Below are 19019 nucleotides of genomic sequence, written 5' to 3' on the forward strand. Positions count from 1 at the left end.
ACACCAGAAGATCCAAACACATATGGACCAGGACCATTCGATCCAAACAATCCATGTGATCCAATCGGAATCAATAGTACAGATACTGATGGAGACGGCTTAACAGACTGTGAGGAAACAACAGGAATTGATGATCCAAACACACCATTAGTTCCAACAGGAACTAGTAATCCAAATGATGCTTGTGATCCATTTGTAGATGCTGGAGGATGTACTCCGATAGCTATAGATGATACAGTAACAGGAGTAGCAAGTAATACAAATGTATCTGTAGATGTTGTAGATAATGATTCTGATCCAAACGGGACAATAGATTCAACTACTGTTAATTTGACAGATCCTTCAGCTATAGATGCAGATGGTGACGGTTACAATGATACTTTAGTCGTTCCTAGCGAAGGAACTTGGATAGTAGATCCGACTACAGGAGTGATAACATTTATCCCTGAATCTGAATTTACAGATGACCCAACACCAATTGGTTACACTGTAGAAGATAATGATGGAAATGTATCTAACGAAGCTATTGTAACTATTGATTACGAAACTCAAAATCCAATAGCAGAAGACGACGACAGTTTACTAAATCCTTTTGGCTCTACAGTAGTTATAGATATAATAGCCGATAACGGTAATGGTCAAGATGTTGATTCAGATGGAACATTAGATTTAGGTTCTGTAAGCATAACAACAACTGGAGCAACTGATACAGATGGAGATGGAGATAATGATACGTTAGTAGTGCCAGGAGAAGGAACTTGGGTAATAGATGAATTAGGTATACTTACATTTACACCTGAATCAGGTTTTAACGGAGATCCAACACCAATAACTTACACTATTCAAGATAATGATGGTAATATATCTAATGAAGCGATAGTAACAATTACTTATGAACCAGATGGAGATTCAGATGGAGATGGTGTTTTAAGTTCAGTTGAAGTTTTAGAAGGAACAGATCCAACAGATCCTTGTGATTACAATCCAGAAAGTATTACAGAAACTCAAGCAGAACCTTGGATTTCTTCAGATTGTGATGGTGACGGGTATTTCAACGGAACAGAGCTAGAAGATGGTACTAATCCATTAGATCCTTGTGATTTTGATTATTTAAGTAGTTCTGATGTACCTCAGTCTCAAGCATGGTTAGACGCAGATTGTGATAATGATAATGTACCTAACGGAACAGAATTACCTTACGGTGATACTGACGGAGACGGAATACCAAACTGGTTAGACCCTGATGATGACGGAGATGGTGTTGATACTATAAATGAAGATTATGGAGATGTAGATGACTCAGATGGAGAAGTTGATTCAGAAGGAGATGGAGACCCAACAAACGACGATTCTGATGAAGATGGTACACCAGATTATTTAGATACTGATGATGATGGAGATGGTATATTAACAGAAGATGAATATCCTGATCCTAATAATGACGGAGTTGGTTTTGGTGATGATGCAGTAGATAGTGATGGCGATCAGTTACTACCAGATTACTTAGGGTTTAATAATGCTTCACCTTCAGAAGACGATTTAGAAGTATTTAATGCAGTAACACCAAACGGAGATGGAGATAATGATGTTTTCATTATTAGAAATATAGAATTATATCCAGAAAACACTGTTAGGATTTATAACAGATGGGGAGTAATTGTTTATGAAGTTTCAGGATATGGTCAAAACGGACAATTCTTCAAAGGAGAATCTAATGGACGTGCAACTATTAAAACAGAAAAACAATTGCCAGTAGGTACTTATTACTATGTTATTGAATATAACAACGGAACCGAAACTAAATCTAAAGCAGGATATCTATATATTCAACGTTAAATTATAAGTAATAGAGGCTATTTATAAATAGCCTCTTATCTAAAAATATATCTTTTTTATAATGAAAAATAGAATTTTAATTTTAGCACTTCTCTTAAGTTCTTTGTTTGTAAGTAATGTTACAGCTCAACAAGATGCTCAGTATACGCAGTATATGTATAATACAATGAGTATAAATCCTGCATACGCTGGATCTAGAGATGGTATTAGCGCCTTACTACTTTATCGTACACAATGGGTAGGGTTAGATGGAGCTCCAGATACAGGAACTTTTAATATCCATTCCCCAATTGCAGAAGATAGTAAAATAGGGTTAGGGTTATCTGTAATAAATGATAGAATAGGTCCAACACAAGAAACTTATGTCGATGCAGATTTCTCTTACACAATAAATCTATCAGAAGAAAGTAAACTAGCTTTTGGTTTAAAAGTAGGAGGACATCTTTTAGATGTAAACTATTCAGAATTAAGTCAGTATAATGGAGGAGATGTTTTGCTGCAATCAGATATAGAAAATAAATTTTCTCCAAATTTTGGAGCAGGTATCTATTACCGTAAAGCAGATCGTTGGTACGTAGGACTTTCTGTTCCAAATATTTTAGAAACTAAGCACTTTGATGAAGCCTCTTTATCTCAAGCAAAAGAACGAATAAATGCTTACTTGATAGCAGGATACGTTTTTGATATAAATGCTGATTTAAAATTAAAACCAGCCTTTTTACTAAAAGGTGTTCAAGGTGCACCATTAGCAGCAGATTTGTCTATAAATGCACTTCTAAAAGAAAAATTTACATTTGGATTAGCATATAGATGGGATGCAGCAGTTAGTGGTATGTTAGGCTACCAGCTTACAGATAGCTTTATGTTAGGCTTTGGTTATGATAGAGAAACGACCGAGTTAGGACAAACACAATTTCAGCAAGGTTCATTTGAAGTTTTTCTTAGATTCGAGCCAAGAAATTTAACAAAGATATTATCACCAAGATTCTTCTAAAAAGAACACAAGACTTATGAAAAATAAAATTATCATACTAACAATTTTTTCTCTATTATCGTTCTCAACTTTTAAGGCTCAAGATAACGGTATATCTGCAAAAGTTGAAAAAAAATACGACAAGCTATCATATATAGAAACAACTAAAGCATTATTAAAATTAGTAGAAGACGGTAATCGTACACCAGAAGTTTTAAAAAAACTTGCCAATGCTTACTATTTTAATGTGAAAATGGAAGATGCTTCAAAATGGTACGGAGAACTTTTTGCAATTAAAGACATTGTTGTAGAATACGAATATTATTATCGTTATGCTATGGCTTTAAAAGCTATTGGCGATTATGATAAAGCTAACGAGTATATGCAAAAATTTGCAGTACTTAAACCAAATGACTCTAGAGCAATCCTATTTAAAAAATCTCCAAATTATTTAGAGACAATAGAAGAGCTATCAGGAGATTTTGAATTAGAAAATCTAGATTTTAATTCTCGTTTTTCAGATTTTGGAACATCCTTTTATAAAGAAGGAATTGTATTTGCATCATCAAGAGGAAATGGAAAACTTTATAAATGGAACGAGCAACCATTTTTAGACCTTTATTATATAAATGAAAGTGAAGGTAAGCCAGAAAAACTTTCAGAAAATATAAATACAAAATATCATGAGTCTTCAACCTCTTTCACAAAAGATGGTAATACAATGTACTTTACCAGAAACAATTATTTTAGAGGTAAAGCAAGAAAAAGCAACGAAAAAGTTAACGGATTAAAAATTTATAAAGCACAATTAATAGATGGTAATTGGACAAATATAGAAAGTATGCCATTTAATAATGACGATTATAATGTAGCACATCCAGCATTAAGTATGGACGAAAAACGTTTATACTTTGCTAGTGATATGCCAGGTACTTATGGTAAATCAGACCTATTTTATGTTGATATAAACGAAGACGGTACATATGGTGATCCTGTTAATTTAGGTGAAACAATTAACACAGAAGGAAGAGAGAACTTTCCGTTTATTAGTAATAATGGTACACTTTATTTCTCATCAGACGGACACCAAGGTCTAGGAGGTTTAGATGTATTTATGAGTAATCTAGAAGCGACTAAAGTAGCAGTTACAAATCTAGGTAAACCAATAAACAGCTCAAGAGATGATTTTGAATTTATAATAGATGAAAATACTAACGAAGGTTATTTAACATCAAACCGTTATAACGGAAAAGGAGATGACGACATCTATAAATTTACAAGAGAATATTGTACACGTTTTATCTCTGGTACAACAGTAGATAAAAGAACAAACGCAATTATACCTTACGCTAGCGTTGTTATATTAAACGAAAAAGGTGTAGAAGTACAAAACCTAACCTCAGACCAAAACGGAGCATTCAGCTATGAAGGAAGTTGTAAAAAACAAACGTATAAGGTCATAGCTTCTAAAGATGAATTTATACAATCTGAAGAAACCTTTAAAATAAACCCATCTAAAGAAGAAGATGTAGTTTTAAAACTAAACCTTAAACAAACTGAAAATGAACCTTTACCAGTAGGTAAAGATCTATTTACAGAACTAGACTTAAACCCAATTTATTTTGACTTTGATAAGTCTAACATTCGACCAGATGCACAAGTAGAATTACAAAAAGTAATAGATTACTTAAAGAAGTATCCAACAGTAAATATAGACGTGCAATCTCACACAGACTCTAGAGCAACCGACCAATATAATATTGCGTTATCACAAAGACGTAACGAGTCTACAAAAAAATGGATTATCCAAAAAGGTAATATTGACCCAAGTAGAATATCAGGTAGAGGATATGGAGAAACACAATTAGTAAACCGTTGTTCTAACGGTGTAAAATGTTCAGAAGAAGAGCATCAACAAAACAGAAGAAGTATGTTTATTGTTACTAGCAATTAAAACATAAAATAAAATATAAAAAAAGTGCTTCTCTAAAGAAGCACTTTTTTTATGCTCTAAAATTATATTACTAAATATTGCCTAAAAGGACTCAGAACAAATTTCGTATTTTGTAAATTTGTTAGACTTAAAAAATAAGATGGCAGAAGAAAAAGTAATTTTAGTAAACGAAAAAGACGAGCAAATAGGATTAATGCCTAAAATGGAAGCACATGAAAAAGCATTGCTACATAGAGCATTTTCAGTATTTGTATTTAATGATAAAAACCAGTTAATGTTGCAACAACGTGCATTAACAAAATACCATACGCCAGGTTTATGGACAAACACATGTTGTAGTCATCAACGTGAAGGAGAAAGTAACATAGCAGCAGGAAAAAGGCGGTTAATGGAAGAAATGGGATTTGTAACAGAACTAGAAGAAAAAACTTCTTTTATATACAAAGCACCTTTTGAAAACGGTCTTACAGAGCACGAATTTGACCACATTATGGTTGGTTATTATAATGATGAGCCAAACATTAATAAAGACGAAGTAGAAGCTTGGAAATGGATGTCTTTAGACGAAGTAAAGCTAGATATAGAACAGCATCCAGAACTATATACCGCATGGTTTAAGATTATTTTTGAAAAGTTTTACGAATTTATAAAGCATTAATCAATGAAAGTAACCGTTAGCAGAAAAGCACATTTTAATGCCGCACATAGGCTGTATAGAAAAGATTGGACAGAAGACAAAAATAATGACGTTTTTGGTAAATGTAATAACCCAAGCTTTCATGGTCATAATTATGAGCTAATTGCACATGTAACAGGAGATATTGATCCCGAAACAGGTTATGTAATAGATATGAAAATATTAAAAGATATCATAAAAGAAGAGGTAGAAGATGCTTTTGATCATAAAAACCTAAACATAGACGTACCAGAATTTAAAAACTTAAACCCAACAGCAGAAAATATAGTTGTCGTAGTTTATAATAAAATTAAAGCCAAATTAGATCCAAAATTTGAACTACAAGTTACTTTGTACGAAACGCCACGCAATTATGTAACTTATCCTTCAAAATAATTAGAATAAAACTATCAAAAACTAAGTTATATAGTGAAGATAATAAACTTTATATGTAGCTTTGCGCAAATTAAATTTTAATTATCATGGCAAATAAAAGAGACCTAAAAAAAGACATTAATTACGTTTTAGGAGATATTATTGAAGCTGTTTATATCTGGGAATATGCAAATACAGATAAAGACACAAAAGAAAGTGAAAAAATTATTGATGATGCAATAACAACTTTTGACGAGTTAATAGCAAAAGTAAACGCTAAAGATGTTGAAAATAAGAAAGTTCACTTTAAAGGTATTCAACAAGAACTAGAAGACAAAGGTAGAGCGTTAATAGAAAGAATTAACAAATTAGGATAATTTTTTAAAAAAAAGTTTGCAAATATCATTTCTCAAATTATATTTGCACTCGCTTTGCCGATGTAGCTCAGCTGGCTAGAGCAGCTGATTTGTAATCAGCAGGTCGTGGGTTCGAGTCCCTCCATCGGCTCTAAAAGCTTCTCAATAAAATGAGAAGCTTTTTTTATTAATAAAAGTTGATATTTAATCATAAAAAAAGCCATTCAATTTTGAAGGGCTTTTTTAATTATTTCTGTTATTTATTTAGTTTCTTCAGCTTTTCGTTTACTTATATAGTCTTCTAACTGCTTACCATATTTAGAGTTTTTAATCTCAGGTGTTAGTACTTTATTAATTGTATCAAGTAAGTTTAATCTAGCATCATAAATTTCAGATAAAGCTATATAAGGAGCAACTTCACTATCTTTATTATTAATAGCAAAATTAACAGCATATAAATATTTTCTTTTTGTAAAGCCTTCTAAAGCCTTTTCTGTTTTCTTTATAGCAGCAGAATCTTTATTTTTTAAAGCATCTAGATTTTCTTTAAAAACATCTAAGTTTTTGTTGTTTATTTTATTCATCATTTCTAGATACTCTTGGTAAAGTTCTTGTTGTTTAGAACCTTCAATTTTAGCGTAAAAATTAAAGTTTTCTAATTTTGTGTAAATTTTGGTTACACCTTTATCACCAAAGAAAGATATACGATCATTTTCTTTAGAGTTTTTATCTAAATATAAATGAAATACTTCTGGCTCATCAATCTCTGTTTGTAATGTAAAGTTAGAATCGCCATTTACAGTTACAGAATCTACAGTAACTAAAGTTGTATCAATTACTTTTTTTAGGTAAACAGTACCTTTTTTTAAACCTTTAACGGTAGCTTCAACAGTAAGTTTTTTTCCGCTTTCACCGCAAGAAAAAATAAGTGTTACAAGAAGTAGTACTAAGATTTTTTTCATTTTTATTTAATTTTTAGTGGGCAAATATCTTATAAAAATCACAAAAATACTAACCAGCAGAAGCTAATTGCATTAAAATTGTACAGCCAATTGCAGCTATAGTACCAACTGCATAACCAAAAACAGCTAATAGTACACCAACTGTGGCTAATGATGGATGAAAAGCAGAAGCAACAATAGGTGCCGATGCAGCACCACCAACATTTGCTTGACTACCTACAGCTAGGAAAAAGTAAGGTGCTTTAATAATTTTTGCTACAAAAATTAAAAGTAGCGCATGAATAGACATCCAAACTAATCCAATTGCAATTAAACCAACATTGTCAAATATTAAGGTTAAATCCATCTTCATACCAATGCTTGCTACTAAAATATAGATAAATACACTACCAAATTTACTAGCGCCAGCACCTTCATAATTTCTAGCTTTTGTGAAAGAAAGTAAAATAGCAATTATAGTTGAAATACTTATCATCCAGAAAAAAGAACTATCTAAAAAGGTAAATACATTTTTTAAAGTTTGGTTTTCTATACCATCAACAATGTTTTTGAAAAAAGGAGCTAAAATACCAGCAAATAGATGGGCAACACTAACAGTACCAAAAGCGATTGCTGCCATTAGCATTAAATCTGTTAAAGAAGGATTACGTTTTACACTATCTGTAAAAGAAGACATCTTTTCTTTTAAGGATTCAATAGAAGATGTATCTGCTTTTAACCATTTGTTAATAGCATTTCTTTTACCTATCCCTATTAAAAGAAGCGCCATCCATAAATTAGCAACAACAATATCTACAAAGACCATTCCGCCATAAAGTTTTTGATTATATCCATAAATTTCTAGCATAGCAGTCTGGTTAGCTCCGCCACCAATCCAACTTCCTGCAAGGGTTGATAATCCTCTCCATACAGCATCTGGACCAACACCGCCAACAGTTTCTGGAGAAAAAGTAGAAATTATTAAAATAGCTATAGGACCTCCAATTACAATACCTATTGTACCTGTAAAAAACATGATTAGCGCTTTCCAACCTAAATTAAAGACTCCTTTTAAATCAATACTTAAAGTCATTAAAACCAAAGCAGCAGGTAAAAGATATCTACTAGCAACATAATATAGATTTGTGCTATGTTTTGTTATTTCGCCTGTGTCTGTATTAGTGGTTTCCCATTCTGGAGCAATTAAACCTAAAGTAGTTAATACTGCAGGAAGCATATAAGCCATAAATAATCCAGGAACTATTTTATAAAATTTCTCCCAAAAGCCACCTTTTAAAGACTCTGTGTAAAAAATAGCACCAAGTGCTAACATTAATATTCCAAAAACGATAGTATCGTTTGTAAATAATGGTTCGTTCATAGTTTAGTTTTATAGTTACCGCAAAATAATCAAATAAAACTGTAATAAAAAGGACTTAAAATAAAGTTTGGCACAGCATTTGTTTTATTTAAAGTGTAATTAATTATGATGACTTGGTAAAGGTGTGGTTACCTGATCTAACGAGTAATGATTACTCATATTTTTGGTTGGTTAGTATGAAAAAGCATCTCTTTTTGAGGTGCTTTTTCTATGTAATAAACTTTAACAAAACTTTTGAATTCTAATTGTAAGGAAATCAGTATTATATAGACATAAATATATGTAATATTTGTGAAGACGTAATTATGGTGTGGTTACCATAATTAAATAGCAAAGATTATTCATATTTTTGGTTGGTTAGTACGAAAAAGCATCTCATTTTGAGGTGCTTTTTCTATTTTATGTTAAAATAAAGTTTGGCACAGCATTTGATTTATATAATATGTAATTATTTATGAAGACTTAGTAAAAGGTGTGGTTACCTTAATTAACGAGTAATGATTACTTATATTTTTGGTTGGTTAGTATGAAAAAGCATCCTTTTTAGGATGCTTTTTCTATTTAGGTATGAAGTGTATTTATCATTGGTGTATGGTTAGTTGCGGAAATGGACGCAGTCATTTTTCGTTGTAAACCAAAAAATTAATAAGATTTAAATTCCGATAGGAAATTCAGCCGCAATTAATTATACACGTTGTTATAAACAGTTTTTTAATTCAGTTAATTCGTAATAATTTTCTTTTATAGGTTTTAGTTTTATTGTATTTGCGCTTATTGAGGTTATTTGATAAATGTTTTCCTCTGTTGTGTCTTCGATACTTATGAATATAAAGAAGTTTTTATTAATTTCTCCAATACTCCAGTTTCCTACTAATGGTCGGCTATTATTCCAGATAGTTTCTGTCATTCGGAGTTCTTTGTTCTTGTCTAAAGGATGATAGTTTTTTGAAAATTTAATTTTAATCGAATCGCCGAATTTCCTAACACAATTATCAGTCAAAAAATTAACGATTTCTGATTTGCTTGATTCAAGAGGATAATCGAAGTTTAATCGTTTAAAGACCGTTATTGTGTTTTTTACAATTTCAATTTCTATAGAATCTTTTTTAAAAACTTTATAAGGATACACAATGGAATCAATATTGTGTACGATTTTTATTTCTTTATGCCTTTTTTCGAATTTATATGTAGAATCGGAAAGAACAGCTTTAATTTCAGATTTATCAAAATTGATAATCATTCCCCACATTCCTGAAGAAAAAGAATAATGTTCATCAATGACTCTATTGTCAATTGACATCCATATTCCGTCAATCTCTTGAGCTTTGCAAGATACTAATCCAATGACTAAAAATATTAATTGTAGTACTTTTTTCAACTTGTTTATATACTATTTAACAAAATTTGTAATAGTATCAATTAATCCTTCTGCAATAGGTCTTTGGGTTTCTGCATATGATTTTGAATTTTCTAAATCATCACCTTCTATAGTAACAAGTACGTGATTCATATTTTCTATTATTTTTAAAGTAGCATCTTTATTAGCTTCTTTTAAAAGTTTAGCTTCAGTTTCACTTACCTGTAAATCTTTAGTTCCGTTTATAACTAAAATAGGTATGTTTAAAGTACTTAAGACTTCTGTTGGATTATATTTCATCCAATTTATCATAAACTTTTGGATTTCGATATTAAATATAGAAGATAATGCCATAGGATAATCTGTAGTTGTTTTACCTTCTCTTAAAGTTTTAAATATACGTTTAGTATCTTCTGTAAAATTAGGTGCTGTTTTATTGACTTGTTCTATAATAACTTGATCAATACTTTGTCCTGCGCCTGCTAAAGATATAAAACCATCTGCACGGTCCTTAGCAGCTAGCATACCAACTAAGCTACCTTGACTGTGCCCAATAACATAAATTTTATTAAAGTTTTTAGTGTTTTTAAAATAGTCTATTACAGATTTTGCGTCTGTAACAAAATGATCAAAAATTATATTTTTATCTAAATTGTTAGATTTTAATTGTTTAACAATACGTTTATCATATCTGTATGTAGCTATATTGTTATTGGTTAGGTTTACAGCTAATTTTTTTAAGCTATTATTTTTTAAAAAATTTTGATTACCATCTCTGTCGGTAGGTCCTGATCCTGCAATTATAATAGCTAAATTAGGCTTTTTGACATTGTTTGGTGTTAATAATGTACCATCTATATGTTTATTTACAGAAATGTCTTGTTTTGTAAAATTAGATTCTTGCGCAAAAAGAGAAGAGCTAAAACAAAGCGAAATAAAAAGAACTAAGAACTTCATATTATTTTTTAATTAAAAATTGTCAAAAAAGATGCCAATTTATAGTGTTAACATGTACAAAAATAACTGAATTTATTTTATCGATAGTTATCGAATTAATAATTTTAAATAGTGTTTTTAATCCTTTGTTTTGTGTTTTTAATCGATAAATGTTAAAATTAAGTGCATTTCATCGAATATTTGTGTTTTTAAACTATTTGAAAACGAAATAATATTATGTTTGACACGTACTAAGAATTACATACTTTTTAGTTCAATGGATTAATTAATTAATATTTGCATCTTGATTAGATATAGAGACCCTAAATCTGACCAATATATAAGATGCCAAATAGCATAGAGTCAAGGTTGAGGGACCTTGACTCTTTTGTTTTTAATAATTTCTATTTAATAATTCTAAAGGTTAGATTTATTCTCTGACCAATATCTTTTTTAGTTTTTGCAATTTGATGTAACCAATGGTGTTGGGTTTTGCCTTGCATTAAAAGTAAACTACCATGCTGAAGTAATAGTTTTTGTTTTAAAGATTTATCATGTCTATGTTTTAAATGAAAATATCGTTCTGCTCCAAAACTAACAGAAGCAATTATTGGATTTTTTCCTAATTCTTTTTCATTATCTGCATGCCAGCCATTACTGTCGTTTCCGTTTCGGTATAAATTAGCAAGACACGTGGTAAATTTTGTGTTAACTTTAGTTTCAACTTTATCTTTTATTTGCTGTAGTTCTTCTGTAAAAACATGCGGATGCATTGTAATATTTGAATAGCTGTAAGGCTTACCATTGTTGCCAAAAAGCGCAGTTAGTCTAGGTTGTTTGTAGGTTTTTCCAAAAACAGTTATGTCATCTTGTTGCCAATTTATGTGTTTTAAAAGCGAATTAAAATAGGCGTCTGCTTCTTCTTTATTAAAAAAGTCTGGATAGTATTTAATGTCAGAATCTGGTAAATCTAATAATATGTCTTCAGGAAAAAGCATTTTAAAATTGTAAATAAAAATATGCCCAATACATTAAAAAGAATTGTAATGGAATGCGTAAAATTAAAACCCATTTTGGTAAACCTGCACTAGCTTTTTCATTAGAAAGCATATAGAAATGAACAGTAAAAAAAACAGCTAACATTAAAATAATACCATAAATAGCTGTGTTTTTTGTTGAAGGAAAGCATAGCGTTGCACCAAGAATAATTTCGGCAACACCACTAAGTAACACCATTAATTTGTGATTAGGAATATACTTAGGCATAATGCGCATATACATTTTAGGTTTTACAAAATGCATTATTCCAGCCAAAATATACATACACGCCATAGCGTAAAGATGCCAAGGATAAATCATAGTAACGTTTTATTTTATAAATTTAAACTATAATTTATTTATCATGAAATTTAGCCTAACTCTTTTATTATATTTTATAACTCAACTCACTTTTGCCCAACTACCTAAAGGCTTTGTATATGCGCAAGATAGTTTACCTAATTTAAAAGTTGAATTACGTTATTGCTATGATAATAATTTTGTTGGAGGACAAATAGATGGTTATGTAAATGAAGTTGTGATTACTACAGCACAAACAGTAGAAGCCTTAAAAAAGGTACAAGCCGATTTAAAAACAGAAGGTTTAACTTTAAAAGTTTTTGATGCTTACAGACCACAACGCGCAGTTAACCATTTTGTTCGTTGGGCAAAACAAGTTAATGATACAATGATGAAAATGCATTATTACCCAAAAGTAAATAAGCGTAATTTATTTAAAGAAGGTTACATTGCTTCAAAATCTAGACACAGTAGCGGTAGCACTTTGGATGTTACTATTGTTAATTTAGAAACCGGTGAAGAACTAGATATGGGATCTCCTTTTGATTTTTTTGGACCAGAATCTTGGGTAAGCAATACTAATCTAACCGAAAAACAAATCGCTAACAGACAACGTTTACAAAATGTTATGCTTAAAAACGGTTTTAGAAATTACCCGAAAGAATGGTGGCATTTTACATTAAGAAATGAGCCGTTTAAAAATCAATATTTTGATTTTTTAGTAGAATAAATTGTTGGTCACTGAGCGTAGTCGAAGTGAGTATAATTTAGTCTCTTTCTTTTAAACGTGCTGATCAATCAAAACAGGATTACCATCAGGATCTAAGATCACAAAACTTGCTGGACCAGAACTGCTTTCATCAGCTTCTGTAATTAAAGGTATTTGATAAGACTTGATGTGTTTCTGGATATCTCTTACATCTGTAAAATCTTCTAATTTATTAGCACTTTCGTCCCAACCAGGATTAAAAGTTAGTATGTTTTTATCAAACATATCTTGAAACAATCCTACAAGCGCGTTACCATTTTTCATGATTAAATAATTTTTTTCTATCTCTCCAGCAAAAGGTGTAAAGCCTAATTTTTCGTAAAATGCTTTTGATTTATGTATGTCTTTTACAGTAAGACTAACTGAAAATGCGCCAAGTTTCATTATTTAATTTTTTAAAATGAAGTTTTGAAGATAGGCAATTTTTATCAAAAGTGATGTTACTGTTTCAAATTCTTAATTCTCTCTAACAAAGTAGGATGCGAATAATGCATAAACACGTACGCAGGATGAGGCGTTAAATTACTTAAACTATTTTTAGATAACTTTTTAAGTGAAGTTATTAAAGGCTCTGCTTTGTAGGTGTTTTTTGCGTAATCATCAGCTTGGTATTCAAACTTTCTAGAAAACCAATTCATAATTAATCCTGTGATTTCAGAAAGCGGACTGTATAAAATTCCAAATGCAATTAACCCAATATGGAAGCTTGTTTCTTGTACGCCTAAAGCTTCAGATAACATCGGATTGTCAATTAATAACGACAATATAAAAAGCGTTAAGCCTGTTAACAAAATTGAAGAAAATAAATTGAAAATAATGTGCTTTTTCTTGTAATGGCCAACCTCATGCGCTAGTACTGCAACGATTTCGTCTTCATCCAAATCATTAACTAAAGTATCGTAAAGAGTCACTCGTTTTTCATTTCCAAACCCAGAAAAATAGGCATTGGCTTTTGTACTTCGTTTTGAACCATCAATGATAAAAATCTTATCTAGATTAAAACCAACACTTTCTGCATATTTAGAAATTGCATCACGCAAACTTCCGTCTTCTAAAGGTGTTTGTTTATTAAAAATAGGAACAATTAATCGCGAATAAAATAGGTTGATAAAAATGGTGAAAATTGATACTAAAACCCAAGCGTAAATCCAGAACAGATCTTTAGTACTGTGATAAAACCATGTGATGATGCCTAGTATTATTCCGCCAACAATTATAGTCATTAACCAACCTTTAATTTTGTCCAAAATAAAGGTGGTTTTTGTGGTTTTATTAAACCCAAATTTTTCTTCTATCACAAAGGTTTTGTAATAAGAAAATGGCGTTGTTAGAATATCACTACCTATCATTATAATTCCAAAAAAGATAAGCGTTACCAAAATATTATGGTCTGTAATTTGTCTTGCTAATTGGTCAACAAAAGCAAAACCATCTAAAAAGAAAAACACCAACGTTAATACAAACGAAAATGTAGATGTTAATATCCCAAAACGATAGTTTGTAGCTTTGTAGCGTTGTGATTTTTTATACTCGTCTTCATCATAAACATCTTGTAACTCTTCAGGTAATTGGTCATTATAATGTTTTGCGTTAAGTGCATCTAAAATTTTATCAATAATAAAATTAATGCATATAATGGCGATGATGATATAGAATAGGGTAGTGTGATTCATGATAGTATTTTAAATAAAATCTCTTTGTCTTTTAGCTTCAAAAACTAAAATTCCAGCAGCAACAGATACATTCATAGAGTCAATTTTTCCACTCATAGGGATAATGATGTTTTGTGTTGAAGCATCGCGCCAAGCTTGACTTAACCCATCAGCTTCTGTACCAACAACAATAGCGCTGGCTTTAGTGAAATCTTGTTGATGGTAATGTTGTGCGTCTTGTAAGATTGCACTGTAAATATTGATGTTATTTGCTTTTAAAAAGGAAATAATGTCTTCTGTGTTTCCTGTAGCGATTTGATTGGTAAACGCACAACCAACACTAGATCTAATAATGTTTGGATTGTACAAATCGGTTTTTGGATTTGCTAAAATAAAAGCATCTACGTTTGCAGCATCTGCTGTACGTAACAAAGCACCAATGTTACCAGGTTTTTCAGGTGCTTCTGCAATTAAAATTAATGGATTTTTAGTGGTTAATTTTAATTGTGATAAGTCGTGCGATTTACTTTTTGCAATCGCAACGATACCTTCGGTAGTTTCACGATGTGCTATTTTTTGATAGACGTCTTTTGAAATTTCAATAATTTCGGTTTCGTTTGATGTTTTAGGAAGTTGTTCTTCATTAAAAATCTCAGGATAAAACAGTATGGTTTCTAGTGCGTAATTTCCGTTTAGTGCTAAGTCAATTTCTCGTTGACCTTCAACAACAAAAAGCCCAGATTTACGTCGTTCTCTGGACTTTTCTTTTAATAACACAATGTGTTTTATTAAAGCGTTTTGTGTGCTAGAAATTTGTTTGTAAGTCATGTTGAATATTTATACTATATTTGAATTCATAAATTTACAATATTATGAATTACAAATTAATTTATATCTATCTATCTATCTATCTATCTATCTATTGTATTTTAGTAGCAGTACTTTTTATTTAAAAGCGCAAAATAATTCTGTATGTGAAAATGCAATTCCTTTATGTTTTCAAAATAACGAATTTGTATATTCAAACAATGTTAATAACACAAATATTGGACAGATAGCTTGTTTAGGTACAACACCTAACCCTTCGTGGAATTTTCTAGAAGTTGATAATTCGGGAACAATAAGTATGCAAATAAAACAAACTAATAATTCAGGAGGCTTAATAGATTTGGATTTTGTACTTTGGGGTCCGTATAGTTCTATTGAAGTAGCTTGCGATAATTTAGATATTGGTTGCCCGACTACACAAGATTGTCCAAATAATACTTCTAACTCTACCTTTTACCCTTATGGTAATATTATGAGTTGTAGTTATAGTCCATCTTCTATTGAGAATTTCACTATACCAAATGCTCTGTCAGGTGAAATATATGTGTTGTTAACTACCAATTATTCAGGACAACAGGGAGAAATAATTATAACACAAAGTAATTCAAATTCTACTAATGCAGGATCTATTTACACAGATTTAAATATAGATTTAGGACCAGATCAGAATCTATGTGATGATATAGTTTCAACTACATTAAATGCTTATTCAGCAGGTGTTGATTCCTATGAATGGTTTAAGGATGGTTTTTTTTTAAGTAGTGAAAATAGTGCAGAATTGATTGTTACAGAATCAGGTAATTACATGGTTTTAGCGTTTAATAATACCTGTAACACAGTTGGTCAAGATAATATTAATGTAGCCTTTATAGATTGTAACAATAATGGCTTGATTAATGTTAGTTCGTTTTTAGATCAAAATAACAATTCGATTTTTGATACAAATGAGTCAGTATTTAATAATGGATATTTTACTTACGAATTAAATTCTGATGGATTAGTTAATTATGTTACATCTTCTACTGGAAATTTTACAATTGTAAGTGATGACCAAAATAATTACTTTGATATTTCATACTTTCTATATGATGACTACCAAAATTGTTATAATATACCCACAGTACAATTCAGTAATATTAGTGTGATGAATGGTGATGAATTAACAATTGATTTTCCTGTAACAGAACAGCAAACATGCGAAGATGTTGGAGTTTACTTGTCTAGTAATCAATCACCAGTACCTGGTTTTGATATTATTAATTATCTTACTATTAAAAATCATGGAATACTACCTGTTTCAGGAACAATAGAGTTTAATTTGGATGAAGATTTGATATTAAATTCAGCTTCTAATGTTGATCAAAACTATACACTTACTCCAAATTCAAACGGGTTTATTTTAGATTTTGTTAATTTACAACCAGGTAATGTATCTAATATTAATATATCTATTAACTGTCCTACTAATTTAGTGTTAGGTGATGCAATAACGAATTCAGTTGAATATGTAACAGCATCTAATGATGTAGTTTCTGATAATAATTTTTACAGTATTACAGAAAATATTGTTGGTTCTTACGATCCTAATAATATTATGGAAACTAATGGCCCAGAAATTGTTTTTGATGATTTTATTACCACCGATGAATTTTTATATTACACTATTCGTTTTCAAAATTTAGGAACAGCTGAAGCAATTAACGTTTTAATAGAAAATACATTAGATCCACTTTTGGATGAAACAACATTACAAATGCTAGATTCAAGTCACGACGTTGTTTTAAGAAAAGTAAATAACCAATTAACTTTTGATTTTAAAAACATAAATCTTCCAGCAGAAATTCAAAGCGTTGAAGAAAGTAAAGGTTTTATTATTTATAAAATAAAACCTATTTCAGGTTATAATATAAGCACAGTAATCCCAAACATTGCAGAAATTTATTTCGATTTCAATGAAGCTGTTGTTACAAATACATTTACAACAACATTTATAGCTTCGGAATTATCTATAGATGAGTTTGAAAGTCACCAATTTAAAATGTATCCAAATCCAGCAAATACAGATGTAACTATTAGTTTTAGTAGAGCTCTTAAAGAAAGCTTCGATTTGACAATTATAGATATACAAGGAAAGAAAGTATTATCTACTAGAGTAAGTACAGATGATAAAAACACATTTAATATCAATAATTTAGAAAGTGGTTTATATTTTGTAGAAATTAAAAATTATAGTTATAAACAAATTCAGAAATTGATTGTAAATTAATTTTGGAAAATTTATTGAGACAAAATAATAACAAGAAAAAGCGAGCATTTTGCTCGCTTTTTTTATTGTTTTTTATACTTCTCAGAATAACGCTTAGCCAATTCCGTTTGATGGGTTTCAAGACTGATATCTCTACCTTGTATAAAAGCTTTTGTAAGTTTGTTGGTGCGCATATCTAAAGCATCACCTTCACTTATAAATAAGGTAGCGTCTTTACCAACTTCTAAAGACCCAACAGTATCATCTATACCCAAAATCTTTGCTGTGTTGTAGGTGATTAAACTTAAAGCTTGCTCTTTAGTTAATCCGTAAGCAACAGTTGTACCAGCTAAAAATGGTAAGTTACGGGTATTCATTCGTTCCATATCACCAGCATTTTCAAGACCAACTAAAACGCCAGCTTCAACCAATTGCGTAGCTAATTTGTATGGTAAATCATAATCGTCATCACCGCTATTTGGTAACGAGTGTACACGTTGTAAAAGCACAGGAACATTATTTTCTTTTAATAAATCTGTTACGTTGTTAGCTTCGTAACCACCAACAATTACGGTCTTTTTAATGTTTTGCGCTTTCGCAAAATTGATGGCGTCTGTAATTCCTTTTTCGTTATCTACATGTACATAAAGCGTTTTATTACCATTAATTAAACCTTGTAAAGCATCAAAAGGAATATCTTTTGGAGATGTATTACCCGCTTGATAGGCTTTGTTTTCTGCAAAATAGTTTTTTAATTCGTCTACTTCTTTGCTGTAATTTTTGTTTTCGGTTAAAACCATTGGTTCTCCTAACCACCAACGACCGCGCGAATATGCTCTTGGCCAATTTAAATGAATACCATCATCTTCTTTTATAATAGCATCTTCCCAATTCCAAGCATCTAATTGTACAATGCTTGACGTTCCAGAAATACGTCCACCACGTGGTGTAATTTGTGCCATTAAAACACCGTTTGGACGCATAGACTCTACAACTTTAGATTCGGTATTATATGCAATTATACTTCTTACATGCGGATTCATAGCTCCGATTTCATCTTCATCATCACTAGCTCTTACAGCATCTACTTCTACTAAACCTAAAGTAGAATTAGGAGCAATAAAACCAGGATATACATGTTTGCCTTTTGCGTCTATAACTTCGCCTTGTCTAGCTATTTTCATCATAGCACTACCAATAAAAGTAATTTTTCCGTTGTCAAACATGATTAAAGAATTTTTAATCACATTACCGTTACCCATATGCAAGGTAGCACCTTCTATAGAGTAAGCATTTGTTTGTTTTGGTGCTGGTGTTTGCTGTGCTAAACCATAAAGACTCACCAAAAGTGTTAGGATTAATATATTTAGTTTTTTCATTTTTTATACGTTTTGATTATACA

18 protein-coding genes and 1 tRNA gene are annotated in these 19019 nt (G+C 30.7%); 9 read left to right on the forward strand and 10 right to left on the reverse strand.

Annotation, left to right across the window (positions count from 1 at the left end):
- From FHS04_RS13140 to FHS04_RS13170, 7 genes are all read left to right on the forward strand, one after another.
- On the forward strand, positions 1 to 1836 hold a 1836-nt coding region (locus FHS04_RS13140), incomplete at its 5' end, for a T9SS type B sorting domain-containing protein (protein WP_183408379.1).
- A gap of 61 nt (positions 1837 to 1897) precedes the next feature.
- The gene (locus tag FHS04_RS13145; RefSeq protein ID WP_106676001.1) at positions 1898 to 2830 is read left to right on the forward strand and encodes a PorP/SprF family type IX secretion system membrane protein; all 933 of its coding nucleotides are present in this window, start codon (positions 1898 to 1900) and stop codon (positions 2828 to 2830) included.
- Between the two features lie 16 nt (positions 2831 to 2846).
- Positions 2847 to 4763, forward strand: a complete 1917-nt coding sequence (locus tag FHS04_RS13150) for an OmpA family protein (RefSeq protein ID WP_106676003.1) — start codon at positions 2847 to 2849, stop codon at positions 4761 to 4763.
- A 139-nt stretch (positions 4764 to 4902) separates the two neighbouring features.
- Positions 4903 to 5421: an isopentenyl-diphosphate Delta-isomerase gene (gene idi, locus FHS04_RS13155; protein ID WP_027880700.1), complete on the forward strand. Its 519-nt coding sequence runs from the start codon at positions 4903 to 4905 to the stop codon at positions 5419 to 5421.
- A 3-nt stretch (positions 5422 to 5424) separates the two neighbouring features.
- Positions 5425 to 5835 carry a 6-pyruvoyl trahydropterin synthase family protein gene (locus FHS04_RS13160; protein WP_106676005.1) on the forward strand — a complete coding sequence of 137 codons (411 nt, stop codon included), beginning with the start codon at positions 5425 to 5427 and terminating at the stop codon, positions 5833 to 5835.
- A gap of 86 nt (positions 5836 to 5921) precedes the next feature.
- Positions 5922 to 6191: a hypothetical protein gene (locus tag FHS04_RS13165; protein ID WP_027880698.1), complete on the forward strand. Its 270-nt coding sequence runs from the start codon at positions 5922 to 5924 to the stop codon at positions 6189 to 6191.
- 56 nt (positions 6192 to 6247) lie between these two features.
- Positions 6248 to 6321 (forward strand) — tRNA-Thr (locus FHS04_RS13170).
- A 109-nt stretch (positions 6322 to 6430) separates the two neighbouring features.
- Here the strand turns inward: FHS04_RS13170 and FHS04_RS13175 are convergent.
- From FHS04_RS13175 to FHS04_RS13200, 6 genes are all read right to left on the reverse strand, one after another.
- Positions 6431 to 7132, reverse strand: a complete 702-nt coding sequence (locus FHS04_RS13175; protein WP_106676007.1) for a DUF4369 domain-containing protein — start codon at positions 7130 to 7132, stop codon at positions 6431 to 6433.
- A 49-nt stretch (positions 7133 to 7181) separates the two neighbouring features.
- A complete protein-coding gene (locus FHS04_RS13180) occupies positions 7182 to 8492 on the reverse strand; it encodes a DUF819 family protein (protein WP_106676009.1) in 1311 nt (436 codons plus the stop codon).
- A 697-nt stretch (positions 8493 to 9189) separates the two neighbouring features.
- A complete protein-coding gene (locus tag FHS04_RS13185) occupies positions 9190 to 9870 on the reverse strand; it encodes a hypothetical protein (RefSeq protein ID WP_106676011.1) in 681 nt (226 codons plus the stop codon).
- A 12-nt stretch (positions 9871 to 9882) separates the two neighbouring features.
- On the reverse strand, positions 9883 to 10806 hold the full coding sequence (locus tag FHS04_RS13190) for an alpha/beta hydrolase (protein ID WP_106676013.1): 924 nt from the start codon (positions 10804 to 10806) through the stop codon (positions 9883 to 9885).
- Positions 10807 to 11189: 383 nt separating this feature from the next.
- Positions 11190 to 11783 carry an alpha-ketoglutarate-dependent dioxygenase AlkB family protein gene (locus FHS04_RS13195; RefSeq protein ID WP_106676015.1) on the reverse strand — a complete coding sequence of 198 codons (594 nt, stop codon included), beginning with the start codon at positions 11781 to 11783 and terminating at the stop codon, positions 11190 to 11192.
- A gap of 1 nt (position 11784) precedes the next feature.
- A complete protein-coding gene (locus FHS04_RS13200; RefSeq protein WP_106676017.1) occupies positions 11785 to 12144 on the reverse strand; it encodes a DoxX family protein in 360 nt (119 codons plus the stop codon).
- A gap of 43 nt (positions 12145 to 12187) precedes the next feature.
- Here FHS04_RS13200 and FHS04_RS13205 point away from each other — a divergent pair, with 43 nt between their 5' ends.
- Positions 12188 to 12853, forward strand: coding sequence for a M15 family metallopeptidase (locus tag FHS04_RS13205; protein ID WP_106676018.1), 666 nt, complete (start codon positions 12188 to 12190; stop codon positions 12851 to 12853).
- A gap of 51 nt (positions 12854 to 12904) precedes the next feature.
- Here FHS04_RS13205 and FHS04_RS13210 read toward each other — a convergent pair whose 3' ends face one another.
- From FHS04_RS13210 to FHS04_RS13220, 3 genes are read right to left on the reverse strand one after another with little or no spacing between them, the layout of a single operon-like run.
- Entirely contained in the window at positions 12905 to 13276 is a 372-nt protein-coding gene (locus tag FHS04_RS13210; protein ID WP_106676021.1) for a VOC family protein, read from the reverse strand.
- 56 nt (positions 13277 to 13332) lie between these two features.
- Positions 13333 to 14565, reverse strand: coding sequence for a M48 family metallopeptidase (locus FHS04_RS13215; protein ID WP_106676023.1), 1233 nt, complete (start codon positions 14563 to 14565; stop codon positions 13333 to 13335).
- Between the two features lie 9 nt (positions 14566 to 14574).
- Positions 14575 to 15372: a TrmH family RNA methyltransferase gene (locus FHS04_RS13220; protein WP_106676025.1), complete on the reverse strand. Its 798-nt coding sequence runs from the start codon at positions 15370 to 15372 to the stop codon at positions 14575 to 14577.
- Between FHS04_RS13220 and FHS04_RS13225 the strand changes: the two genes are divergently transcribed.
- The gene (locus FHS04_RS13225) at positions 15371 to 17638 is read left to right on the forward strand and encodes a DUF7619 domain-containing protein (RefSeq protein ID WP_106676027.1); all 2268 of its coding nucleotides are present in this window, start codon (positions 15371 to 15373) and stop codon (positions 17636 to 17638) included. The genes FHS04_RS13220 and FHS04_RS13225 overlap by 2 nt on opposite strands.
- A 62-nt stretch (positions 17639 to 17700) precedes the next feature.
- On the opposite strand, the gene FHS04_RS13230 is transcribed toward FHS04_RS13225, so the two are convergent.
- Entirely contained in the window at positions 17701 to 18996 is a 1296-nt protein-coding gene (locus tag FHS04_RS13230; RefSeq protein ID WP_106676029.1) for an amidohydrolase family protein, read from the reverse strand.
- Positions 18997 to 19019 lie beyond the last annotated feature (23 nt).

This window comes from Mesoflavibacter zeaxanthinifaciens subsp. sabulilitoris, assembly GCF_014191595.1.
Classification (GTDB): Bacteria; Bacteroidota; Bacteroidia; order Flavobacteriales; family Flavobacteriaceae; genus Mesoflavibacter; species Mesoflavibacter zeaxanthinifaciens.